We start from the raw sequence: 23574 nt of genomic DNA, 5'->3' as shown, positions 1-23574 counted from the left end.
AGCGTGTCAGACTCCGTGACGTGCGCGTTTATCTGGCAGCAGACCACGCTGGCTTCGAGCTGAAGTCCCACCTGTCCACGGCTCTCAGCGAGCAGGGCTATGAGGTCGTCGACGTCGGCGCCCACGAGTACGACGCCCAGGACGACTACGTGTCGTTCTGCGTCGACGCGGCCGAGAAGGTCGTCGCCGACCGTGCCGACGGCGGGGACAGCCTCGGCGTCGTGATCGGCGGCTCCGGCAACGGCGAGCAGATCGCCGCCAACAAGGTGAAGGGCGCCCGCGCCGCACTGGCGTGGAACATCGACACCGCGCAGCTCGCCCGTCAGCACAACGACGCGCTGCTCGTCGGCATCGGTGCCCGCCAGCACACCACCGAGGAGGCGACCGAGATCGTGTCGGCGTTCCTGCGGACCCCGTTCTCGGGCGAGCCGCGGCACCAGCGCCGCATCGACCAGGTCTCCGCCTACGAAGACAAGAGTGCCTGAGACCCGTGCCTGAGGGCCACACGCTGCACCGCCTCGCGCGGCTGCACCAGCGCCGGTACGCGGGCAGGCCCGTGACCGTGACCAGTCCGCAGGGACGCTTCTCGGCGTCCCTTGTGGACGGTCGCACGCTGGTCCGCGCCGAGGCGCACGGCAAGCACCTCTTCCACGTCTACGGCCCGGACGCGATCGTGCACGTCCACCTCGGCCTGTACGGCACGTTCACCGAGTCGCCGCTGCCGGTCCTGCTGCCCGTCGGCCAGGTCCGCATGCGGATGGCCGGCGAGACGCACTGGACCGACCTGCGCGGCCCCACGGCGTGCGAGGTGCTGAACAAGGACGAGGTCAAGGCGATCCGCGAACGGCTCGGGCCCGACCCGTTGCGCCGCGACGCCGACCCGGACCGCGCCTACGAGAAGATCATCCGGTCGAAGCAGTCGCTCGCCGTGCTGCTGATGGACCAGAAGATCCTCGCGGGCGTCGGCAACGTCTACCGCGCCGAGGTCCTGTTCCGGCACAACGTGAACCCGCTGCTGGTCGGCAACAAGGTCAGCCGCGAGCTGTGGGACGTGCTCTGGGACGACCTGGTCGTGCTGATGAAGGACGGCGTGAAGGTCGGCCAGATCAACACCGTCCGGCCGGAGCACATGCCGCGCGCCATGGGACGGGCGCCGCGCGTGGATCGGCACGGCGGTGAGGTGTACGTCTACCGCCGTGCCGGGGAGCCGTGCCTGGTCTGCGGCACCGAGGTCAGGACGGCGGAACTGGCCGCCCGCAACCTCTTCTGGTGCCCCGCCTGCCAGCCCTGAAGATCAACTGGGCGGGTAGGTGGGTGGTGGGTTTTGGGGTTCGGCTGGAAAGTGCTCAGTTCGTGAGCACTTTCCGGGGTCAGAAGTCGAAGCCGCCCATGTCGCCGAAGTCGAACCCTCCGGCGTCGCCGCCCATGTCGGCGACGTCGGAGACGCCACCCATGTCGCCCATGTCCCCCATGCCGGCGTCGCCCATGCCCATGTCGCCCATGCCGTAGTCACCGACTCCGTGCATGCCGGAGAACATGGCGTCCATCAGCAGGAACGTGCCCACGCCCCAGGCGCCGGCCACGAGCGCGGGCTTCCACCACGGCTCGGAGTACCAGCCACGCGGCACCGGGCGTCCGGCGACCATGCCACCGGGGTAGTAGTAGGGCGTGCCCTGGCCGGAGTGCGGCGAAGCGGCGTACTGGTGGCCTTCGACGCTGACCTGACGGTCCTCGCTGACGGCACCCGCCTGCTTCTGGCCGACGCTCTCGGGCAGCGCGGGTCCGGGGTCCATGCCCATCGCCTCGCGCGCGGCCCGCACGTAGTGCAGGCCCTCCATCGCGGTCTCGGTGACGAGCCTGGCCTGCGGAATCGTGCGAGCTTGTTCCATCTGGGAGCCGGCGGCGGTGAAGCGTTCGGAGGCGTCGGCCATCGCCTGCGTCGAGGCGGCGTTGCTGCCGGTGAGGCTCATCACCTGCCCGCCCAGCCGCTCGACCCACCGGCGGGCCTCCGCCTTGGCGTCGTCGAGCTCCCGCGCCTTGCGCGCGTTGCTCTGGCTGACCAGGTAGAACACGCCTGCGATCAGCAGTACCAGTACGACAATCCACACGACGGTGCCCACAGCTTTACCTCCCACGGCAGGTAAACCGTCAACGAGTGAACACGGCCGTGAGTTCCGTCAGAACACTTCGGGGCAATGCGGCTCACGCACGCCCAAGAACGCGATCGTGAGTGCGTCGACGTGTCCTGGCGTGTGCTCGACCACGCGGTGTGCGCGACTGAGCACGGAAAGCCGTGCGCCGCCGAGGAAAGCACTGCCGAGCGCGGCGATGTCGAGTGCGACGTCCGCCGGGTCCTCGGTCCTGGTGACCACGGCCTCGCCGCCCTTGACCGTGAGGCGCCAGTGGCCGGAGTTCCACGGGCAGAGCGGGTCCTCGACCGCCAGCACGCTGTCCACATCGGACGAATAGCGGCGCAGCGGGAGCGCGCGGTCGAGGTCGACGATCCTGATCCACAGCGCGTCGGTGGCCTCGCGGCGCACCTTCCGGGGATTGTCGACCATGTGCAGGATCGGGTCGTCCCAGGCGGTGTAGAAGGAGATCTCGCCCGCGAGGTCCATGTCGAGCAGGTACCGGTAGAGGTCGGCGTGGGCCTGGTCGGTCTCGCAGACCAGCTCGCGCACGTGCAGTTCGCTCGCCGGGCCGGTCGCGTCGCCCTTGTACTTGACCCGGAAGACCACGTAGCCCTCGGGATGCAGGCAGTAGCGGTAGGAGGTGAGCCCGTCGCGGTCGACCTCGCGGTCGGCGAGCTGCACGTCCCAGGTGTTCTCGACCCGGCTGAGGAAGCCCGGCCGCGTCTTGCGCACCCGGTCGTAGATCTCGCGCATGACGGGAAGCGCTTCTTCTCGTGACACCTGACGGATCCGTGTGTCGCTCACGTGCACACCAGCGTGGAACGGCATGCGCGTCGGCATCGTCAGCATGGCGAGGCTCGTCGTGTACTCGCCGTACCCGTACCTGCGGTAGATGCCGCCTTCGGACGCCCACAGCATCGCGAGCGGCTCACGGCCGTCGTGCATGCTGTGCAGCTGCGTCTTCATCAGCAGCGATGCCACGCCACGGCGCCTATGGCCGGGTTTCACCGACACGACCGTCACGGCGCCGGCCGGTGCCTGCCGGTCGCCGGGGACGGTGACCTCGCGGGTCAGGATGCCGGCGGTGCCGATCATCTCGTCGCCGTCGAACACGGCATGTGCCCGGTCGTGCTCCAGGACCTTGAGCCACTTGCTGTCCTCACCCATCGCGTCGGAGAGGAACGCCGCCGCCATGACCTTCTGGAAGTCGTCGACGTCGGACTGGGTGATGGTCCTGATGCTCAACTCGGTCATACCGGCAGTGATACCCCGGTGTGACGGCGATCGCAGCTCATTTACCGCTGGACCGACTTGACCTCGCAGAACTCGTCCAGCCCGAACCGTCCGAACTCGCGGCCGTTGCCCGACTGCCGGTACCCGCCGAACGGCGCGCGCGTGTTGAACGCACCGCCGTTGATGTCGACCTGTCCGGTGCGCAGGCGCTTGGCGACCTTGAGGGCGCGGTCGGTGTCCTTCGAGAACACGGCGCCGGCCAGCCCGTAGACCGTGGAGTTGGCGATGCGGACCGCGTCGTCCTCGTCGGTGTACGGCATGACCGACAGCACCGGACCGAAGATCTCCTCCTGCGCGATCGTCATCTCCGGCGTGACCCCGCCGAACACCGTCGGCGTGACGTAGAACCCTTGCGGCAGCGGCGCTTCCGGGCCGCCCGCCGCGAGCGTCGCGCCTTCCTCGACGCCCTTGCGGATGTAGCCGACCACCCGGTCGCGCTGCGCTTTCGACACGGCCGGTCCGATCCGCGTGGACGGCTCACTCGGGTCGGCCGAGGTGTACTTCCGCGCGGCCTGGGCAGCGAGTTCGAGGGCCTCGTCGTGCCGGTCGGCCGGCACCAGGAGCCTCGTCCAGGCACTGCACGCCTGGCCGTTGTTCATGAACGAGTTGGCGACGGCGATCTTCACGGCTTTGGCGAGGTCGGCGTCGTCGAGCACGATGCACGCCGACTTGCCGCCGAGCTCGAGCGCGACCCGCTTGACCGTCTCGGCCGCCACCGCCGACACCCGGCGGCCCGCCTTCGTGGAGCCGGTGAACGACACCATGTCCACGCCGGGGTGCTGGGCCAGCGCCTCGCCGACCGTGGGACCTGTGCCGTGGACCAGGCTGAACACACCGTGCGGCACGGCGTTGGTGATGATCTCGGCGAGCAGGTCCGCGGTGTGCGGGGCGAGTTCGCTCGGCTTGAGCACCACGGTGTTGCCGGCGGCCAGGGCCGGGACGACCTTGGCGACCATCTGCTGCAGCGGGAAGTTCCAGGGCGTGATGGCGGCGACCACCCCGACCGGTTCGCGGAAGATCAGCGAGTTGCCGATCTCCTCGGGGTCGAAGTAGCCGTTCTCCAGCACTTCCGCGACGCCTTCGGCGATGGCGATCGGGTTCGCCGCTTGGACCTTCTGGCTGAAGGTGAGCGGGGTGCCCATCTCGCGCGTCATGGCGGCGGCCAGTTCTGGGGCGCGGTTCTTGAGGCCGTCGATGATCTCGCGGATTGCTTTGGCTCGTTCGGCCGGCGAGGTCTGGGACCAGGTCTCGAAGGCTTCGCGTGCGGTGGTGACCGCCTGGTCCGCGTCGGCCGGGGTGCCCTCGGGGAGAGTGCGGATGACTTCCTCGGTGGCGGGGTTGACGACCTCGATCACGGCAGGCCTCCAGGCGGGATGTGACACCAGTTCGCTGACTTTGGGTCAGCCTGTCACATCTGGTGGAGGTGGTCACGTTGGAGGGGTGGGTGGGGAGGTTGGGGTGCGGTAGGAGGGGAGGTTGGGCGAGGTGGGAGGAGGGCGGCGGGGCGGTGAGTGACGGGCAGTGGTCCGGTGGGGCGGTGACCCGGCGGGGGTGTTGAGAGGCAGGGGGAAGGACGGCGCGGGGAAGAGAGCGTTGGGAGGCCTGGCGGGCCGGGGAGATGAGGGCGGCGGGAGGCGAGCGCTGGGAAGGACGACGGTGGCGGAGTGAGGGATGAGCGGCGGGCGGGTGAAGGGGTGGGAAGCCGGGCAGCCAGTGGCCGGGGTGCGGTGGGATGCGGGAAAGCGGCAGGCGGTGGCTGGTCGCACCGAGCCTGATCAACGGTGAGCCTGCCCCGTGGCGAGCCTGCTCAGTGAGCTGCCTGCACTGGCCCGGCCTGCACGGTTCCGGCCAGTCGGCGTTCTCTCATCGCGCGCAGGTGCACGGCGGCCCAGGTTCGGTACGGGCGCCACGCCTCGGACACCTCGGCCAGCGGGCGGCCGTACAGGTGGGCCACCTCGTCGGTGAGGCGGGCCTCGTTGTGCGGCACGGCGTCTGGCGCGTTGGCGCCGCGTAGGACCACCAGTTCGGCGGCGAACGGGCCCAGGCCCTTCACCTGTTGTACGGCCAGTACGGCGGCGGCCGGTTTCATCGCTCGCAGGGTCGGGCCGTCCAGCAGGCCGTCCAGGGCGGCTTCGGCGACTGCTCGCAGGTATTCGGGTTTGCGGCCGGGTAGGTCCAGGTCCAGTGACAGGAGTTCGGCCGGGGTCGGGAACACGCCGTCGCGGAGCAGCGAGGCCTTGAGGGCGCTGGCCTGGGACATGCGGATGCGTTGGGACAGCACCGACCAGGCCGCTGCCTCGTACGGCGAGTAGAAGCCGCACGGGCGCAAGCCTGGTAACGCGGACTGGGCATCGGCCATCACCGGGTCGCGGGAGCCCACGTCCGGCCAGGCTCTGCCGTCCACGTCGAGAGCTAAGAAGCGGCAGGTCTGGGCGGCTGCCGCGTCCAGGTCACCAGGACCGGAGAGCGACAAGAGAGCGGTGGGGCCGTGCTGGGTCACGGAGACCTCGGCACGGCGCCACTCGCCCTCGACCAGGAACGTCGCCCGGAGCGCCTCTCCCTCGCGCGCGGGCAGCGCGGAGGGGGTGAAGCCCTCCCAGAACGACCTGGACGTCGCCAGCGACCAGGGGCCCTGAACTGCGACTTCGACTTCGTGCGTCATGTCTGAAGACGCTAGCGAGGACCCCTGACAGAAAATCCGCGGAGACGGCTCAGCTGAAGTCCAGGTCACCCGTCCGAGTGCGCTTGAGCTCGAAGAAGTACGGGTAGGAGGCGAGCAGCTGCGCGCCGTCGTAGATCTTGCCCGCCTCCTCGCCGCGCGGGATCTTGGTCAGCACCGGGCCGAAGAACGCGACGCCGTCGATGTGGATCGTGGGCGTGCCGACGTCCATGCCGACCGGGTCCATGCCGCGGTGGTGCGACGCCCTGAGCTCCTCGTCGTACTCCGTCGAGGTGGCGGCCTCGGCGAGCTCGGCCGGCAGGCCCGCGTCCGCGAGGGCCAGCTCGATGACCTCGGCGAAGTCCTGGTTCTTCTCGTTGTGGATGCGGGTGCCCAGCGCGGTGTACAGCTTCGGCAGCACCTCGTTGCCGAACTTCTGCTCCGCGGCGATCGCCACGCGGACCGGGCCCCAGCCCTTGGTCATGAGCTCCTTGTACTGCTCGGGCAGGTCACGGCCCTCGTTCAGCACCGCGAGGCTCATCACGTGGAAGCTCAGGTCGATGTCGCGGACCTTCTCCACCTCGAGGATCCAGCGCGAGGAGATCCAGGCGAACGGGCAGAGAGGGTCGAAGTAGAAGTCGACCTTCGCCTTGTCGGTCATGCGGTGCCCCTTAAGTCTCTGTGGACGGTTATCGCCCCATCAGCCCAACGAGATCACCCTGTCATCTCTTCCCGTACGCCGGTTCCGTGATTGGATGCGGGAGTCATAACCATTCCCGACGACGTCAGCGCGTAACCACACGCGCGGCAGACGAGGTGACCAGTGGCCGCGCCCAACCTCACCCGCGACCAGGCTCAGGACCGTGCTGAGCTGCTGGAAGTGGAGTCCTACCGGATCGAGCTGGACCTGACCGACGGCGGCGGAAAGCCGGGTTCGGACACGTTCCGCTCCACCACCACCGTGGTGTTCCGCAGCCGGACTCCGGGTGCTTCCTCGTGGATCGACATCGTGGCGGCGACCGTGCACCGCGCTGTGCTCAACGGAAGCGAGCTCGACGTCTCCGGCTACCGCGAGGAGGACGGCGTACCCCTGCCGGACCTCGCGGAGACCAACGAGCTGACCATCGAGGCCGACTGCCGGTACATGAACACCGGCGAGGGCCTGCACCGGTTCGTCGACCCGGTCGACGGCGGCGTGTACCTGTACTCGCAGTTCGAGACCGCGGACGCCAAGCGCATGTTCGCGTGCTTCGACCAGCCCGACCTCAAGTCCGTCTACTCGATGAAGGTGACGGCGCCGCACGACTGGAAGGTCATCTCGAACGGCGAGATCACCGCCACCGAGGACGGCGAGGGCGGGGCGGACGTGCACACGTTCTCCACCACCAAGCCGATGTCGACCTACATCGTGGCCCTGGTCGCCGGTCCGTACGCCGAGTGGCGCGACGAGTTCGTCAGCCAGAACGAGGACGGCAGCGAGTTCAAGATCCCGCTCGGCCTCTACTGCCGCGCCTCGCTGGCCCCGCACATGGACCACGAGCGGCTGTTCACCGAGACCAAGCAGGGCTTCGGGTTCTTCCACAAGGCGTTCGGGGTGCCGTACCCGTTCGGCAAGTACGACCAGTGCTTCGTGCCGGAGTTCAACGCGGGCGCGATGGAGAACGCGGGCTGCGTCACGTTCCTCGAGGACTACGTCTTCCGCAGCCGCGTCACCCGCTACCTCTACGAGCGCCGCGCCGAGACCGTGCTGCACGAGATGGCGCACATGTGGTTCGGCGACCTCGTCACCATGCGCTGGTGGGACGACCTCTGGCTGAACGAGTCGTTCGCCACCTGGGCGTCCGTGCTCGCGCAGGCCGAGGCCACCGAGTACCGCCAGGCCTGGACGACGTTCGCGAAGATCGAGAAGTCGTGGGCGTACCGGCAAGACCAGCTGCCGTCCACGCACCCGGTCGCCGCGGACATCTCCGACCTGCAGGCGGTCGAGGTCAACTTCGACGGCATCACCTACGCCAAGGGCGCGTCGGTGCTCAAGCAGCTCGTCGCGTACGTCGGGCTGGAGAACTTCCTGGCGGGCCTGCGGGTCTACTTCGCCAAGCACGCCTGGGGCAACGCGACGCTCGCGGACCTGCTGGGCGCGCTGGAGGAGGCGTCCGGCCGCGACCTGTCGTGGTGGAGCGCGCAGTGGCTGGAGACGACGGGCCTGAACCTGTTGCGCCCCAAGTTCACCGTGGACGCGGACGGCAAGTTCACCGAGTTCGCCGTGCTGCAGGGCGGCGCGCGTCCGGGCGCGGGCGAACTGCGCACGCACCGCATCGCGATCGGCGTCTACGACGACGACGGCAGCGGCAAGCTCGTCCGCACGCACCGCCACGAGCTGGACGTGACGGGTGAGCGCACCGAGGTGCCCGAACTCGTCGGCGTGCACCGCGGCAAGATCGTGCTGGTCAACGACGACGACCTCACGTACTGCACGATGCGCCTCGACCCCGACTCGCTGGCCGGGCTGATCGACCACATCTCCGACATCGCCGAGCCGCTGCCGCGCACGCTGTGCTGGTCGGCCGCGTGGGAGATGACCCGCGAGGCCGAGCTGAAGGCCCGCGACTTCGTGAACCTGGTGCTCGGCGGGCTGGGCTCGGAGTCCGAGGTCGGTGTGGTGCAACGGCTTCTGCTCCAGGCGCAGACCTCGCTGTCCTCCTACGCGGACGACTCGTGGCGCGCGGAGGGCTGGCGCCGGTTCGTGGCGAAGGCCCTGGAACTGGCGCGGGCGGCCGAGCCGGGTTCCGACCACCAGCTGGCGTTCGTGAACGCGCTGGCGTCGTCGGTGCTCGACGAGTCCACTGTGGAGGTTCTGCGCGGCTGGTACGACGGTTCCGCCGGACTCGAGGGCCTCGAGGTCGACACGGACCTGCGCTGGCGGCTGCTGCAGGCGCTCGTCGCGCACGGCAGGGCGGACCTGCCGGAGATCACCGCCGAGGAGGAGCGCGACCCGACCTCCACCGGTCACCGCCGGGCCCAGTCGGCACGGGCGCTGCGCCCGACCGTCGCGGCCAAGGACGAGGCGTGGGACCGCGCCGTGAACGACGACGAGCTGCCGAACGCGGTCAGCGAGGCGATCATCGCGGGCATCTCGCACCCCGGTCAGAAGGAACTGCTCGCGCCGTACGTCACGCGCTACTTCGCCGACGTGAAGGGCGTGTGGGACCGCCGCACCTCCGAGCGCGCGCAGTCGATGGTCGTCGGCATGTTCCCGGCGTGGTCGATCACGAGGTCCACCGTGGAGGCGGCGGACGCGTGGCTGGCCGACGAGCACCCGCCGGCGCTGCGCCGGCTGGTGTCGGAAGGGCGTGCGGGCATCGTGCGCGCGCTGGCCGCGCAGGAGTTTGACCGCTCCTGACGTTCTGCCTGGGAAGCCCCGTAATGCGTTCGCGCGTTGCGGGGCTTCCCCGTAACTTCGGCTGGTCCGGGGAGGTCTCTTGACACTGCCGATCCGCTACGAGGTCGTGCGCAGGTGGGTCGACGACGAGGACGTCGTCGAGGAGGTCCTGGCGCGGGTCGTGGACGTCGACGGGCTGTTCGAGGACGTCACGCCGGCGCCGCGCGGCAGGCTGGTGCTGCGCGGGTTCACCGGTGGAACCCTCGACGGCGACGTGCAGCTGGAGATCCAGGGGTCGCCGGACAACGAGCTGTGGCGGTTGGCCGATCTGGTCGTGCACGCCGACCTCGGCGACGGTGACCTCGTCGCCACCGCCACCGCGACCTGCCTGCTCGACAGCGACGAACTCGGGCCGTCGCCTCGGTTCACCCTCTCCCAGAACTCCCGGGAGATCGGCATCTGTCGTGCGGTGGAAGGACTTCCGCGCGAGCACCGGGGTGTGGCGCCGCCGGTGACGTTGATCGGGTGCGACACCCCTGAGCTCATCCGGCCGGGCAGGTCCGATGGCGAGCGCGGCCCGTACGTCGGGTTGCGCGCGTTGGACCCCGACGGACGTGTGGTGGCGCACGCGGGAGTGGCGCTGGACGTCGTGTCGGTGAGTCCGTCGGCGGTCGGCGAGGGGCTCTACGACGTCGTGCTCGACCAGTCCGGGGAGGCCTGGCACATCGCCGAACGGCCGGTGCCCGCGGCTCGGGCCGCGTGGCGGATCTGGATGGAAGGCGTTCCGGCGCAACGGAACCTGTGGGCGCCGCTGTCGGGCGAAGGCCGCCTGTGGTGGAACGAGATCGCCGCCAAGGCCCGGCGCAACCGGCCGGTGGCGGGCGTGCACGACGTCGACGGCACGTACGCGACCGACGAGTGCGGTGTGCACCTGGCGTTGAGCGAGGCGCTGGTCGGCCCCGGCGACTACCTCGGCGGCGTGCACAGCATCACCGGCGCGTACGAGGAGTGGTGGTTCGTCCCGGGCATCACGCTCGTCTGGCACCAGCCGAGGGTGGCGCTGGAGTCGGTGCCCGAGCACTTCTACGGACTGCTGAAGTACCTGCTGCGCAACGGGGTCGAAGTCCTCTTCGAACCGTCCGAACCGGACTTCAGCTACCGGCTCGACCGCGGCGTCGAGCTCGGCGCGCTCGTCGACCGCTGGATCACGGGCTGGGCGAGAGCCGCGGAGATCGACCCGCCGGACGCACTGCTCGACAACTGGCACGTGTGGGCCGACCTGCCCGGCCGCGAGGAGGAACGGATCCTCACCGGTGACGCGCTGGTCGCCGAACACGCCGAGGACGTGGCGCTGAACCCGGTTCCGGCCTGGCTGACCGTGCCGACGCGCTCCCCCGACGAGGTCGGCCTCGTCGTCGAGGAGGCGGGGCTGGTGCTGCGCGAACCCGAGGCGTTCATGGTGCGCGGGCTCCTCGACCACCCGGCCCCGAAACCACCCGACGGCTACGAGGTGCGGGTGACGCCGGGGGACGTGATCGAGGTCGTGGTGACCTGCGACGGGGAGGTGGCCGCGAGCGGGCGCATGGCCGTGGTCGGGGAGGACGCCGTGCCGCACGACGTCAGGACTGCGCCGGACCACCGGCGGCGCGGGCTCGGCAGCGTCGTGATGGGCGCGCTGGCCAGGGAAGCGGTGAAGGCGGGCGCGTCGGAGGGCCTGCTGTTCGCGACCGACGACGGCTGGCACCTCTGCCGGAAACTGGGCTGGGACACGATCTGCGACGTGGTCATCGCGTCGAACGACAAGGGGGACGCGTGATCGGCGAACTGGTGGAGCGCTGGCACCGCGGCTGGATCGCGGCGGACGGGCTGACCTCGTCCTACCGCGACGGCTACCTGGTGGTCCACGTGAACAGGCCGCACCGGGTATACGAGTGGATCGCGACGGACGACGCGGTCGGCGAGCTCGCCACGATCGTGGCCGCGGCACCGGAACCGAGCTGGCTGAGCGTGCCCACGCTGTCGCCGGAGAAGGTGATCGCGGAGATCGAGGCCGCCGGACTGGTCGTGGCGCGGCCGGACGAGACCTTCATGCGACGGCCGCTCGCCGGTCATCCCGCGCCGGAGCCGCCGTCCGGGTACGTGGTCGAGGTGACCGGGGGCCCGGTGATCAAGGTTCAGGTGCTGGCGGACGGCGAGGTGGCGGCGAGCGGACTGATGGCCGTCGTCGGACAGGACGCCGTGGCGCACCGGATCGAGACCGCGGAGGAGCATCGGCGGCGTGGGCTCGGCAGCGTCGTGATGGGCGCGCTGGTCCGGGAAGCGGTCGCGGACGGGGCGACGACGGGACTGCTGTTCTCGTCGACCACGGGCGTGCACCTCTACCGCAGCCTGGGCTGGGAGCGGATCTCCGACCTCGTCGTGGCGCAGAACCAGGCCTAGAGAAGCGGAAACGCCCCCGGCAGGTCACCGGGGGCGTTCAAGGAAGCGTTGATCAGGAACGGGGCGCGGCGCCCGCCTGGTCGGTCAGCATGCGCAGGCCCGACACGAGGCCGCCCGCGAGGTCGCCCTCCTTGAAGGACGCCACCATGCTCATCACCGCGAGCTTGGCGCCGCGGTCGGCGAGCCTGCGGTGGGACTCCTCGCCCGTCACGATCTCCACGACGCGCTCGCCCGGCGACACGGCCACGAGGACGTGGTGCGAGGGACGCTCGGTGGAGCCGTGCAGCTCCTGCGCGCGCTCGTGGGCGTTCGCGCCCAGCTCGCCCAGGTACACGCTGAAGTCGAGGCCCGTGGAACGGCTGGAGAGCGTCAGCGCCTCGTCCAGCTGCGCGAGCTGGGACGGGGTGAACGGCAGCTCCGGTGCGTGCGGCTCGTACATCTTCGCCACGGACACCCGGCCGCTGTTCGTCACGACAGCTCCGAGAGGCAGCGTCGACGGGTCGACGGCCTCGATCGCCTTACCAGTTGCCACGTGCGCCTCCCTTGGCGGTCGAGTCCGAGGTAGCGGACTCGGCGGCACTGTGGTGGTCCGCGCTCAACCCGGCCGGGTTAGCGCTCCACCACACCGGGGCGTAGCCCCACTCCTGGCCGGGCCGGTACCGGGGAATCCGGGTGGCCTTTGGCCTCACCGTCAGCAGCGTGATCACGCCGTAGATCGCCAGCGGGATCAGCGCGAAGACGAGAACGGTCTCCACGATGGTCACGGCGGGTACGGTAGCCGAACTCACCCGCGCGTGAGCGGCCGGGCCAGCAAGATCGCCGTGATTCCCACGATAGAGCCCGCGACGACGTAGACGGTGCCGAGCGAGGTGGCCTGCGCGAGCGGTCCGGCGAGGCCGGCCCCGAGCGGTGAGAGCCCCCAGGCCAGCACCCGGTAAGCGCTGGTCACGCGGCCCATCATCGGGCCGGGCGTCAGCCGTTGGCGGCGGGTCGCGGACAGCACGTTCCACCCGGCGGACGCCAGGCCGAACAACACGCACGCGAGCACGGCCACCGTCAGCCACGGCGTGGCCCCGAACAACGCGAACGCGCCGCCGAGCAGCAGCAGGAACCCGACCATGACCCGGCCGGCACTCCACCGCGCCGCGAGCCGGGGGGACAGCCGGGCGCCTAGCAGAGCACCGGCCGCCATGCACACGACGAGGAACGGAACCACCGGTTCGGCGAGGCCGAGTACCTGGATGGAGTAGAGCGCCAGCATGGCGTTGATCGCGGCCGCGCAGACCGCTGTGATTGCAACGGCAACTACCAGTGACCGCAGGCCAGAGGTCTGAACCAGGTACCTGGCACCCTCGACGAGCTGCCCTCGAAGATCACCGCCGGCACGTTCGGGAGCGACGTCCGGCACGCGCGCCACGAACACCGCGGCGACGACGAACGAGAGCGCGTCGAGGGCGAAACAGGCCGCGGGAGCCCACCAGAAGAGCGCGGCGGCGGCGAGCGGACCGGCGAGGTCCATGCCCACCGTCTCGACCATCACGAACCGGCCGTTGGCCGCCTCCAGGTCGCCCTCCCCCGCGAGCTCGACCAGCAGCACCTGGGAGGCCGAGTCCGCGAACGTCTCGGCGGACGTCAGGACGAAAGCCGTGGCGCACAAGACGACGACCGTGGCGTGTCCGGTGTGGACGGCCAGGGCGAGCACTCCGGTCACCCCGGCGCGCAGCCAATGCGCCACGACGACAACGGATCTGGGTCTCCAGCGGTCGACGAGCGCGCCGGCGGGCAACGCGACGAGCAACCACGGCAACGCGAGCGCGACGGCCACCGCGGACACCGCGAGCGGGCTGCGGGTCGTCGCCGCCGTGAACAGCGGCAGCGCGACGATGCGCACGCCGTCGCCCACGAGCGACACCGCCCAGGCCGCGGTGAGCGCTCGGAAACCCCGTCCATGCACGCCTTTTGCCGTATGACGCACGTCACGTTCCATCAGATTGAACGCTACAGAGCGTGTCCATACCGGCCAGTAAGGGCAATGAGTGCTCTCGTGCGGCGCAGCGGTTACACCCGGTCAGGCCTCACCCGGTCGGAGGCGAACGGGTGCCGGTTTGGGGTCTTGTTCCCGGATCACCCACCTCTTAGCTTTTCACCTATACGGGTCTTGCGCACCCGCCACCTACGAGTTGGAGGACACAAAATGTTCACGATGACCCGCCCCCAGGCCGTGACCTTCACTCTTCCGAGCTACAAGGACGATTCAGTGCGTATCACCGCCAGTGACTCCGTCCGGATCACGATGGACGACTCCGTTCGGATCACCGCGTCCGATTCGGTGCGCATTACGGCGAGCGACTCCGTCCGCATCACCATGGCAGACTCGGTGCGCATCACGGCGAGCGATTCGGTCAGGATCACGATGACCGACAGCGTCCGGATCACGGCCCTCGACGACTCCGTCCGGATCACCGCCCAACAGGATTCGGTGAGGATCACTGCGCGTGAGGACTCCGTGCGGATCACCATGGACGACAGCGTCCGCATCACCGCGCACGACGACTCGGTGCGCATCACGGCGCACGACGACTCCGTCCGGATCACGGCGCACGACGACAGCGTGCGCATCACGGCGCAGCAGGACTCCGTGCGCATCACGATGGACGACAGCGTGCGGATCACCGCGCACGACGATTCCGTGCGCATCACCGCGCATGACGACAGCGTCCGCATCACGGCGCAGCAGGACTCCGTGCGCATCACGGCTCATGACGACTCCGTGCGCATCACGGCACGCCGCGACGACTTCTCCCTCGCGGCCTGACCTGCGGCAGATCAGGCCGCCGGTTCACCCAGGTACGGCAACCACTGCGGATCAGCCTCGGCCACGCCGGCGAGCAACCGCCAGTGCGGGCCCCGTGGCGCCGCCGGAACGACGCGCAGCCGCCAGCCCAGTTCGGACAGGAGCTTGTCCGCCTTGCGGTGGTTGCACTTCGCACAGCAGGCGACGCAGTTGGTCCAAGTGTGAGGCCCGCCACGCGAGCGCGGCACGACGTGGTCGATCGTCTCGGCCCGCCCGCCGCAGTAGGCGCAGCGGTACCGGTCGCGGTGCATGAGCCCGGCACGGGTCATCGGCACGCGGCCGCGATAAGGAACGCGCACGTAGGAGCTCAGCCGGATCACGGACGGCACGAGCACCTCGGACTTCGACGAGTGCAGCACCAGCCCGGAGGCGTCTCCGTGCACGACTTCGGCCTTGCCGCACACCACCAGCACGACCGCGCGGCGCAGTGACAACGCCGTGAGCGGCTCGAACGTGGCGTTCAGCAGCAGGACTTTGCGTCTTCCCCAGGGGTAGACCGCCGGCGTCGGACCGGAACCTCCCCCGTCTCGATCCCCATCCGGCACCGCCCGCAGCTCGGGCTGATTTCGGCATGGGAGGACCGTCGGCGCCGTCTCGCCTGGTAGCGAGGTGCCGATAGGGGTCGGTTGTCGGTCTGGCACGCGACCACCTCCACCGGTTCAGCCATAGGAGACCACACTTACCAGGAAAAAATCACGTGTGATAAGTGACGTGTCACGGATGCGTGATCGAACCTGGGGTGAACCAGCTCCCTAACGGGGATGGTTTTCAAGAGCCCGCTACTCTTGACAAGGTGACAGAGGCTCCTTCCACTCCACTGCCTGCGACGATCACCTACCCGATCGCCGAGCGGGTAAACATCGCCGAGCAGATCCACGGGCGCACCGTCGCCGATCCGTACCGGTGGCTCGAAGACACGCAGGACCCCCGCACCGCGGAGTGGTCGCAGCAGCAGGACGTGCTCACGCGGTCCTGGCTGGACGCGATGCCCGGCCGCGAACGCCTCGGCGCGCGGCTCAAGGAGCTGATGCGCACGGGTTCGGTGTCCACGCCGGCGTTCCGCGCGGGCAGGGCGTTCTTCACCCGCCGCGGCCCCGAGCAGGACCACCCCGTCGTGATGGTGCGCGAGTCCGACGGCACCGAACGCGTGCTCTTCGACGTGAGCGCGCTCGACCCGACCGGCCGGACCACGCTCGACAGCTGGTCCCCCAGCCTCGAAGGCACCCGCCTCGCCTACCAGGTGTCCGTCGGCGGCGACGAGCACTCGCTGCTGCACGTCGTCGACGTCGAGACCGGCGAGCACATCGAGGGCCCGATCGACCGCTGCCGCTACTCGTCCATCGGCTGGCTGCCCGGCGGAGAGGAGTTCTTCTACGTGCGCCAGGTCGACCCGGCGCTGCTGCCCGAGGACGAGAAGCTCTTCCACCGCCGCGTGTGGCGTCACCGCGTCGGCACGGACCCGGAGACGGACCTCAACGTCCACGGCGACGACCAGGCGCACACCTTCTACTACTCGCTCACCGTCTCGCAGGACGGCCGCTGGCTGGTCGTGAGCGGCGCGCCCAGCACGTTGAAGCACGACTCCGTCTGGATCGCGGACCTGCACGGCGACGGCGCACTCAAGCCGATCGTGCTGACCGAGGACGGCGTGCAGTGCTCGGCGTCGGTCGCCCGCGACGGCAGGCTCTACCTGCACACCAACCACGGCGCGCCCCGGCAGCGCCTCTGCGTCGCCGACCCCGCGCACCCCACCGAGTGGACCGAGCTCATCGCCGAGGAGCCCGACTCGGTGCTCGACGGCGTGCGCTGGTTCGACGGCGACCTGGTCGTCCTGCGCACCCGGCACGCGGTGTCCGAACTGCACCTGCACGACGCGGCGACCGGCGCTCACCAGCGGGAGATCCCGCTGCCCGGCCCCGGTTCGCTGCACGGCATGTCCGTCGTGGACGCGCGCACCGACACCGACCAGGACACCCTGTGGTTCGGGTGGACGGACTTCGTCACGCCGCAGTCGATCTTCCGGTTCTCGAAGACCACCGGGGAGACGGTGCTGCACGAGGCCGCGCCCGGCCGCGTCGAGCTGCCCGCCGTGACGACGCAGCAGGTCGCGTTCACGTCCAAGGACGGCACGACGGTCCGGATGTTCGTCGTGAGCGGCGAGCAGAAGCCCGACCTGCCCCGTCCCGCGCTGCTCACCGGCTACGGCGGCTTCGCGATCGGCCGCGGCCCCGGCTACAGCGCGACGACGCTCGCGTGGGTCGAGGCGGGCGGCGTGTGGGTGCACGTGTCGCTGCGCGGCGGCGACGAGGAAGGCGAGGAGTGGCACCTCGCCGGCATGCGCGCCAACAAGCAGAACGTGTTCGACGACTTCCACGCCGCCGCGGAACGCCTGGTGCGCGACGGCTGGACCACGCCACAGCAGCTGTCGATCATGGGAGGCTCCAACGGAGGCCTGCTCGTCGGCGCCGCGCTCACGCAACGGCCGGAGCTCTACGCCGCCGTGGTGTGCTCAGCGCCACTGCTCGACATGGTGCGCTACGAGAAGTTCCTGCTCGGACGGCTGTGGGCCGACGAGTACGGCAGCGCAAGCGTTTCCGAGGAACTGGGCTGGCTGCTCTCCTACTCGCCATATCACCAAGTGGTAACGGACGTTGAGTATCCTTCGGTGTTGTTCACGGTGTTCGAGTCGGATTCTCGTGTGGACCCCAACCACGCCAGGAAGATGTGCGCAGCGCTGCAGCACGCTTCGTCAAGTGATCCGACCAAGCACCCGGTGCTGATCCGCCGCGAGACCGAGGTCGGTCACGCGGGCAGGTCGGTCAGCCGGACGGTCGCTCTCGCCGTGGACCAGCTGACGTTTCTCGCGAATGCCACCGGCATGGAGTTGTAGGAGGGCACGACCACGTGACCAGTCCCGTGGATGACATCTCGGACAAGACCGCGCAGGCGGTCGGGTTCTTCGAGAAGTACGGACCCGACATCATCGCGGGCGGCATCAAGATCGTCGTGATCCTGATCGCCGCCTTCATCCTGCGGGCCATGCTGCGCAAGGTCATCGACCGGATCACGACGCCGGGCAAGGAAGGCAAGAAGCCGGGCCTGCTCAAACCGTTGCGGGAACGCGCTCCGCAGGCGCTCGGGAACCTCATCTCCGAGCGCCGCGAGCAGCGCGCCCGCACGATCGGCTCGGTGCTGAAGTCGATCGTCACGATCATGATCTTCGGGATCGCGTTCCTCGAGATCCTGATCGTGGTGAAGCTCGACATCACGCCGGTGCTCACCTCCGCGGGCATCCTGGGCGTCGCCATCGGTTTCGGCGCCCAGAACCTCGTGAAGGACTTCCTGGCCGGCATGTTCATGCTGCTGGAGGACCAGTACGGCGTCGGCGACGTCGTGGACCTCGGCCCGGCGACCGGCACGGTCGAGGCGGTCGCGCTGCGGACCACCACGATCCGCGACACCGGCGGCACGGTCTGGTACGTGCGCAACGGCGAGATCCTGCGCGTCGGCAACTCGTCGCAGGGCTTCGCGGTCGCCGTCGTCGACCTGCCGCTGAGCTACGGCGCGAACCTCGCCGAGGCCACCAAGGTGCTGGAGCGCAAGGCGGCCGAGGCGGCCGACATGGACCCGTTGAAGGCGGACCTCACGGCCAAGCCCGACGTGCTCGGCGTCGAGAAGTTCACGCCGGAGGGCATCACCCTGCGCGTGACCGTGAAGACGCGGCCCGGCCGTCAGTGGGCGGTCCAGCGCAACCTCCGCGCGCAGCTGATGCCCGCGCTGGAGGAGGCGGGCTTCACGGCCAAGTAGGTCAAACCCCCGCACCGAGTGAGTTAGAACACCCATTCGAGACGGTGATCATCCGGCGTCCTGCCAGTTCACACCCCTATGGCAGAACCAACACCCGGGGCGGCCTGCGCTCGGCGGCCCCGGTGAGTCAGGATGGACGGGTGGGAAACCCCGTGAGCTTCTTCGAACAGGTCGGTGGCGAGGAGACGTTCCACCGCATCGTCGCGCGCTTCTACAAAGAGGTGAAGTCCGACGAGATCCTCCTCCCCCTGTACCCGGAAGAAGACCTCGGACCTGCGGAGGAACGGCTGAGGCTGTTCCTCATGCAGTACTGGGGCGGCCCCCACACCTACTCGGACAACCGGGGCCACCCGAGGCTGCGGATGCGCCACGTGCCGTTCAAGATCGGTCCGATCGAACGGGACGCGTGGCTGCGCTGCATGAGGATCGCCGTCGACGAGGCCGGCCTGGACGAGGCTCACCGCAAGCAGCTCTGGGACTACATGGAAATGGCCGCGAACAGCCTGATGAACAGCTTTTCGTGACCGACCATCACCCGATCGGGTCCTTTAGCAGCGAGACGAATGGCAGGATGACCCCCCGTGCGACGATCCTCCGACCTCAGCCCTGAGATCGCCGAAGAGGCCGCCTGGTGGCGTGATGCCGTCTTCTACCAGGTCTACGTGCGTTCCTTCGCCGACTCCAACGGCGACGGTGTCGGCGACCTCGACGGCATCCGGTCCCGCCTCGGCTACCTGGAGCTGCTCGGGGTCGACGCCCTCTGGCTCACCCCGTTCTACCGCTCGCCGATGGCCGACCACGGCTACGACGTCGCCGACCCGCGCGACGTCGACCCGCTGTTCGGCGACCTGGCGGCGTTCGACCGGCTGGTGGCGGACGCGCACGAGCACAACATCCGCGTGACGGTCGACCTGGTCCCGAACCACACCAGCGACCTGCACGAGTGGTTCCAGGAGGCCCTGCACGCGGGCCCCGGCAGCATGGAACGCGCGCGTTACATCTTCCGCGACGGCCGCGGCTTCGACGGCTCGCAGCCGCCGAACAACTGGGTGTCGATCTTCGGCGGCCCCGCCTGGACCCGCGTCCAGGACGGTCAGTGGTACCTGCACCTGTTCGCGCCGGAGCAGCCCGACCTCAACTGGGAGCACCCCGAGGTCCGCGCCGACCTGGAGCAGACGCTCCGGTTCTGGCTCGACCGCGGCGTCGACGGCTTCCGCATCGACGTGGCGCACGGCATGGCCAAGCCCGAGGGCCTGCCGGACATGAACCTCCAGGTCCAGGCGCCGGGCGTGCTGTCCGACGACGCGCACGACCCGCGGTTCGACAACGACGGCGTGCACGAGATCCACCGCATGATCCGCAAGGTCATGGACGTCTACCCCGGCACCATGGCCGTCGGCGAGATCTGGGTGAAGGACGACGAGCGGTTCGCCGCCTACGTCCGTCCCGACGAGCTGCACCTCGGCTTCAACTTCCGCCTGGTCGAGGCCGACTTCGACGCCGACGCGGTCCGCACGGCGATCGAGCACTCGCTGGCCGCGGTCGCCCCCAGCGGCACGCCCGCGACGTGGACGCTCTCCAACCACGACGTCGTGCGGCACGTGACCCGCTACGGCGGCGGCACCTCCGGCGAGCAGCGGGCCCGCGCGATGACGCTGGTCGAGCTGGCGCTGCCGGGCGTCATCTACCTCTACAACGGCGAAGAGCTCGGCCTGCCGAACGTGGAGCTGCCCGACTGGGCGTTGCAGGACCCGACCTGGGAGCGCTCCGGCCACACCGAACGTGGCCGCGACGGCTGCCGCGTGCCGATCCCGTGGGAGGGCACGACCCCGCCGTTCGGCTTCTCGACGGCCGTGAACACATGGCTGCCGCAGCCGAACGAGTGGGACCACCTCACCGCCGAGGCGCAGCTGGAGGACCCGGGCTCGATGCTCTCGCTGTACCGCGAGGCGCTGGAGCACCGGAAGTCCCACGCGTCGTTCGCCGGCACCGAGCTCGAGTGGTACGGCGCCCCGGCGGGCTGCTTCGCGTTCCGGCGCAAGGGTGGCGGGCTGATCTGCGCGCTGAACACGTCCGGCGCGTCGGTGCCGTTGCCGCCCGGTCAGGTGCTGCTGTCGTCCGGTCCGATGGACGGCGACCAGCTGCCGCCCGACACGGCCGTCTGGCTGGTCTGAGGCCGGTCAGGCCTTCAGCCGGTCCTCCACGGCCAGCAACGCACCGAACACGAGCACGAGCGCGGCCACCTGAGCGATCGCGAGCCACAACCCGACCGGGATGGTGGCGAGTGACGCGACGGTGGCCGCGACGCGCCACCTCACCGTGCCGATGCCGAGCAACGCCCGGAACAGCACCTGCCCGATCAGGAAGAGCGCCGCTCCACCGCCGAGGGCGAGCGCGCCGCTGAGGTAGAGGTGCTCGGTGGCGTGGCCGATGGTCTTCTTCACGCCGACCGCCACCACGACGACGCCGAGCAGCATCGGCGCGTGCGCGAACCCGAACGCCGACAACGCCTTCCTGGCCCGCTCGACCGGTCCCATGGCGGCGAGGCTGTGCTCCGCGCGCACGTCCTGCGCACGACCGAAGTAGCACCACCACAGCTGGTAGACGAGCGCGAGGCCGAGCAGCGCGGCGATCACCAGTGGCGGCGTGAGCGGCAGCCCGGCCGCGCCGATGCCGATCGCGATGATCGACTCGCCGAGCGCCACGATCACGACGAGCCCGTGCCGTTCGACGAAGTGCGCCGGCCTGATGCGGAACTCGCCGTGCCGCCGGTTCACGTACGGCGAGACGATCATCAGCACGACCGCCGCGACCCACGCCACCGCCCGCCACGCGCTGGGCAGGAACCCGCCGGCGAACACGAGGGCGGCGGACCCGAGGTTGAACGGCGCCAGCCGCGCCATCGCCGCCGCCGAACCGGGACCGCCCGCCGAGATGAAGAGCCCGGAGTGCACCAGGTTCACGATCAGGTAGCCGACGCCGAACGCCGGACCGGCCGCCTCGAACGCGTTGGGGATCGCCAGCGCGATCACCAGGAACCCGCCCATGCCGACCATGAGCAGCAGCCGGCGCACGGTGGTGTCCGGCGCGACGGCGTTCGTGAGCCAGACGTACCCGAAGTACATCCACAGGATCACGAACAGCATGATCACGACCTGCCCGAAGCCCAGCGGCGACGTGTCGTCGGCGAGCTTGCGGGTCAGCTGCGTGATGGTGAAGACGAAGACCAGGTCGAAGAAGAGCTCCAGCGTGGAGACCCGGTACTCCTGCTGCGTTTCGGCTGACACGCGCGACATGGTGCCACGCGCATCAGCCTGGGACGCAACGATTTCTTCGTTTGGGAACCTGGAGTTAGGTACAGGTCAGACGAGCAGCGGCAGCATCGAGTGCCGACGCCGGACAACTGCCCCGAACCGGGCGTCGATGCGCACCCACGAGTCGGTCGCGGTCACCCGGACCTCGCCGTCCTCGCCGAGGAAACCCATGCCGGACAACGCGAACAGCACGCGCAGCGGGATCTTCACGTCGAGGCCGGAGCCGCTGACGGTCAGCACCGTCTGGTCCAGCAACGAGGCGGGCGGCGTGCCCTGCGGCCCGGTGTTCTCCCGCGCCACCTCGACGCCCTCGTCGGCGATCTGCGCGACGACCTCGACGGGCAGCCGGTCGACCACGAGCCAGCCCTCCACCGGCGGCAGGGCCGAACGCCACATCAGATCCTTGGCGGGGCCGGGGTCGATGCGCTCGTCGCGCATGACCGCGAGACCGGTCAGCAACTCCGAGCCGGACACCGTGACGTCCGCAGGATTCGCCTGTCCCGCAACGGTTCGCGTGGCGAGCGCGTCGAACGGCGTGGCCACCCACGCGTCGAGCTGCTCCTCGTTGCGGTTGCGCAGCCGGACGACGGACTGCCCGTCGAGCCGCACCGCCCGCGCGGCGAACGCGCCGAGGTCGTCTCTCTCGGCCGCGTCGGCCAACACCAGCTCAGGCACCATTTCCCCCTGCCCGCCACCCGGCGAGAAAGTCGCGCTCGGCCTCGGTCAGCCGGCGCGGTCGTGCTGTCGTCACGTTGTAGGGCGCGAGAAGCGTCTCCGCCTTGACCGCCACCGGACTGCTCGCATCACGGCTCGTGCGCACCACGTAGTCGAGCGTCAGCGAGGCGGCCTTCAGCTCCCGCACGGACATCTCGACCAGGACCTGCTCACCGGTGAACACGATCGGCGCGAGGTACTCGACCACGAGCTTCGCCACGACCATGCCCTCGGCCAGCTCCTTGACGCCGTGCCGGGCGGCCTCGGTGAACAGCAGCTCGATGCGGGCCTCTTCGAGCAACGTCACCGTGTTCGCGTGGTTGACGTGGCCGAACGCATCCATGTCCGACCATCGCGGCCGCACACCAGTGACGAAGACACCCATGCAGGGACCCTACCGCCCGCGAACCTTCACAGGACCTCCACACCATCCGATTGAAAATCGATAGGCAGCTCTCGATACTCGATGTATGTCTCGCGCAGTCGTGTTCTTCCTCCAGGCCCTGCTCGCCTTCGCGTTCCTCGGTGGCCTGTTCGCGCAGGCCGTGGTGATCCCGACGACGGCCGCGGACGAGGTCGCGCTGTTCCCGCCGTACGAGTCGGTCAGAGTGCCGTTCGTGGTCTCGGCCATCGTGTTCGTCGCGTGCTGCCAGGTGCTCGCGGTGGCGTTGGGCGGCATGCTGCACCGGGCCGGTCAGGGCAGGGTGTTCGAGTCGGGCGCGCTCGTCTGGACGAACATCGCGATCGGCGCCATCGCGGCGGGTGCGGTGGTGCTCGCGTGGCTGTTCTTCTACGTCACGTTCGCCGAGATCCCCTCCCCCGCCGACGGCATGGAGACCATCGGGCTGTGGATGGGGTCGGCCGTCGGGACCGTCGCGGCGATCGGGGTGGCGTTGCTGGTCGTCGTCGGACGGCAGTGGCTGGGCCGGGCGATCGCCCAGCACGCGGAACTCGAACAGGTCGTCTGACGTTGTAGAAGCGAA

General features: G+C 69.6%; 23 protein-coding genes. 11 read left to right on the top strand and 12 right to left on the bottom strand.

Going from position 1 to position 23574, the window contains the following annotated elements; all coding sequences use genetic code 11:
• Positions 1–20: 20 nt before the first annotated feature.
• Positions 21–485 carry a ribose-5-phosphate isomerase gene (locus ACFWNN_RS41305; RefSeq protein WP_382445436.1) on the top strand — a complete coding sequence of 155 codons (465 nt, stop codon included), beginning with the start codon at positions 21–23 and terminating at the stop codon, positions 483–485.
• A gap of 5 nt (positions 486–490) precedes the next feature.
• Positions 491–1291 (top strand): Fpg/Nei family DNA glycosylase, encoded by an 801-nt coding sequence (locus ACFWNN_RS41300; protein ID WP_382445435.1) that lies wholly within the window; start codon positions 491–493, stop codon positions 1289–1291.
• A 79-nt stretch (positions 1292–1370) separates the two neighbouring features.
• Here the strand turns inward: ACFWNN_RS41300 and ACFWNN_RS41295 are convergent, their stop codons facing one another.
• The 5 genes from ACFWNN_RS41295 to ACFWNN_RS41275 all read right to left on the bottom strand — a co-directional run bounded on the left by ACFWNN_RS41295 (position 1371) and on the right by ACFWNN_RS41275 (position 6745).
• Positions 1371–2120 carry a hypothetical protein gene (locus ACFWNN_RS41295; protein ID WP_382445434.1) on the bottom strand — a complete coding sequence of 250 codons (750 nt, stop codon included), beginning with the start codon at positions 2118–2120 and terminating at the stop codon, positions 1371–1373.
• Positions 2121–2177: 57 nt separating this feature from the next.
• Positions 2178–3386: a GNAT family N-acetyltransferase gene (locus tag ACFWNN_RS41290; protein WP_382445433.1), complete on the bottom strand. Its 1209-nt coding sequence runs from the start codon at positions 3384–3386 to the stop codon at positions 2178–2180.
• 41 nt (positions 3387–3427) lie between these two features.
• Positions 3428–4780, bottom strand: coding sequence for an aldehyde dehydrogenase family protein (locus ACFWNN_RS41285; RefSeq protein ID WP_382445432.1), 1353 nt, complete (start codon positions 4778–4780; stop codon positions 3428–3430).
• A 452-nt stretch (positions 4781–5232) separates the two neighbouring features.
• Complete coding sequence (locus tag ACFWNN_RS41280) at positions 5233–6087, bottom strand: DNA-3-methyladenine glycosylase family protein (protein ID WP_382445431.1); 855 nt, start codon at positions 6085–6087, stop codon at positions 5233–5235.
• Positions 6088–6136: 49 nt separating this feature from the next.
• Entirely contained in the window at positions 6137–6745 is a 609-nt protein-coding gene (locus ACFWNN_RS41275) for a DsbA family protein (RefSeq protein ID WP_382445430.1), read from the bottom strand.
• Between the two features lie 162 nt (positions 6746–6907).
• Here ACFWNN_RS41275 and pepN point away from each other — a divergent pair, with 162 nt between their 5' ends.
• The 3 genes from pepN to ACFWNN_RS41260 all read left to right on the top strand — a co-directional run bounded on the left by pepN (position 6908) and on the right by ACFWNN_RS41260 (position 11902).
• Positions 6908–9484 (top strand): aminopeptidase N, encoded by a 2577-nt coding sequence (pepN, locus tag ACFWNN_RS41270; RefSeq protein WP_382445429.1) that lies wholly within the window; start codon positions 6908–6910, stop codon positions 9482–9484.
• A 79-nt stretch (positions 9485–9563) separates the two neighbouring features.
• Complete coding sequence (locus ACFWNN_RS41265) at positions 9564–11279, top strand: GNAT family N-acetyltransferase (RefSeq protein ID WP_382445428.1); 1716 nt, start codon at positions 9564–9566, stop codon at positions 11277–11279.
• Positions 11276–11902 carry a GNAT family N-acetyltransferase gene (locus ACFWNN_RS41260; RefSeq protein WP_382445427.1) on the top strand — a complete coding sequence of 209 codons (627 nt, stop codon included), beginning with the start codon at positions 11276–11278 and terminating at the stop codon, positions 11900–11902. Before ACFWNN_RS41265 ends, ACFWNN_RS41260 begins: the two co-directional genes overlap by 4 nt.
• Before the next feature lie 52 nt (positions 11903–11954).
• On the opposite strand, the gene ACFWNN_RS41255 is transcribed toward ACFWNN_RS41260, so the two are convergent.
• The 3 genes from ACFWNN_RS41255 to ACFWNN_RS41245 are packed head-to-tail and all read right to left on the bottom strand — an operon-like array spanning position 11955 to position 13856.
• Positions 11955–12434, bottom strand: coding sequence for a DUF5130 family protein (locus tag ACFWNN_RS41255; RefSeq protein ID WP_382445426.1), 480 nt, complete (start codon positions 12432–12434; stop codon positions 11955–11957).
• Positions 12421–12666, bottom strand: coding sequence for a hypothetical protein (locus tag ACFWNN_RS41250; protein ID WP_382445425.1), 246 nt, complete (start codon positions 12664–12666; stop codon positions 12421–12423). Before ACFWNN_RS41250 ends, ACFWNN_RS41255 begins: the two co-directional genes overlap by 14 nt.
• Positions 12667–12686: 20 nt before the next feature.
• Positions 12687–13856 carry an MFS transporter gene (locus tag ACFWNN_RS41245; RefSeq protein WP_382445424.1) on the bottom strand — a complete coding sequence of 390 codons (1170 nt, stop codon included), beginning with the start codon at positions 13854–13856 and terminating at the stop codon, positions 12687–12689.
• A 303-nt stretch (positions 13857–14159) separates the two neighbouring features.
• Between ACFWNN_RS41245 and ACFWNN_RS41240 the strand changes: the two genes are divergently transcribed.
• Positions 14160–14717 carry a DUF2345 domain-containing protein gene (locus ACFWNN_RS41240; RefSeq protein WP_382445423.1) on the top strand — a complete coding sequence of 186 codons (558 nt, stop codon included), beginning with the start codon at positions 14160–14162 and terminating at the stop codon, positions 14715–14717.
• Between the two features lie 11 nt (positions 14718–14728).
• On the opposite strand, the gene ACFWNN_RS41235 is transcribed toward ACFWNN_RS41240, so the two are convergent.
• Positions 14729–15301, bottom strand: a complete 573-nt coding sequence (locus ACFWNN_RS41235; protein WP_382445422.1) for an HNH endonuclease — start codon at positions 15299–15301, stop codon at positions 14729–14731.
• Positions 15302–15549: 248 nt separating this feature from the next.
• On the opposite strand from ACFWNN_RS41235, the gene ACFWNN_RS41230 reads away from it, so the two are divergent.
• From ACFWNN_RS41230 to ACFWNN_RS41215, 4 genes are all read left to right on the top strand, one after another.
• Positions 15550–17646, top strand: a complete 2097-nt coding sequence (locus tag ACFWNN_RS41230; protein ID WP_382445421.1) for a prolyl oligopeptidase family protein — start codon at positions 15550–15552, stop codon at positions 17644–17646.
• 35 nt (positions 17647–17681) lie between these two features.
• A complete protein-coding gene (locus ACFWNN_RS41225; RefSeq protein WP_382445450.1) occupies positions 17682–18563 on the top strand; it encodes a mechanosensitive ion channel family protein in 882 nt (293 codons plus the stop codon).
• 140 nt (positions 18564–18703) lie between these two features.
• A complete protein-coding gene (locus tag ACFWNN_RS41220; RefSeq protein ID WP_382445420.1) occupies positions 18704–19087 on the top strand; it encodes a globin in 384 nt (127 codons plus the stop codon).
• Between the two features lie 57 nt (positions 19088–19144).
• Positions 19145–20737, top strand: coding sequence for a glycoside hydrolase family 13 protein (locus ACFWNN_RS41215; RefSeq protein ID WP_382445419.1), 1593 nt, complete (start codon positions 19145–19147; stop codon positions 20735–20737).
• A 6-nt stretch (positions 20738–20743) separates the two neighbouring features.
• Here ACFWNN_RS41215 and ACFWNN_RS41210 read toward each other — a convergent pair whose 3' ends face one another.
• From ACFWNN_RS41210 to ACFWNN_RS41200, 3 genes are all read right to left on the bottom strand, one after another.
• Entirely contained in the window at positions 20744–21850 is a 1107-nt protein-coding gene (locus tag ACFWNN_RS41210) for a low temperature requirement protein A (RefSeq protein ID WP_382445418.1), read from the bottom strand.
• Between the two features lie 75 nt (positions 21851–21925).
• Positions 21926–22552 (bottom strand): hypothetical protein, encoded by a 627-nt coding sequence (locus tag ACFWNN_RS41205; RefSeq protein ID WP_382445417.1) that lies wholly within the window; start codon positions 22550–22552, stop codon positions 21926–21928.
• Positions 22545–22976 carry an acyl-CoA thioesterase gene (locus ACFWNN_RS41200; RefSeq protein WP_382445416.1) on the bottom strand — a complete coding sequence of 144 codons (432 nt, stop codon included), beginning with the start codon at positions 22974–22976 and terminating at the stop codon, positions 22545–22547. Before ACFWNN_RS41200 ends, ACFWNN_RS41205 begins: the two co-directional genes overlap by 8 nt.
• A gap of 85 nt (positions 22977–23061) precedes the next feature.
• Here ACFWNN_RS41200 and ACFWNN_RS41195 point away from each other — a divergent pair, with 85 nt between their 5' ends.
• A complete protein-coding gene (locus tag ACFWNN_RS41195) occupies positions 23062–23559 on the top strand; it encodes a DUF2975 domain-containing protein (RefSeq protein WP_382445415.1) in 498 nt (165 codons plus the stop codon).
• Positions 23560–23574 lie beyond the last annotated feature (15 nt).

The sequence above is a fragment of the Lentzea sp. NPDC058450 genome (assembly GCF_042721395.1).
Taxonomy (GTDB): Bacteria; Actinomycetota; Actinomycetes; order Mycobacteriales; family Pseudonocardiaceae; genus Lentzea.
This window is presented reverse-complemented; position numbering and strand designations above follow the sequence as displayed.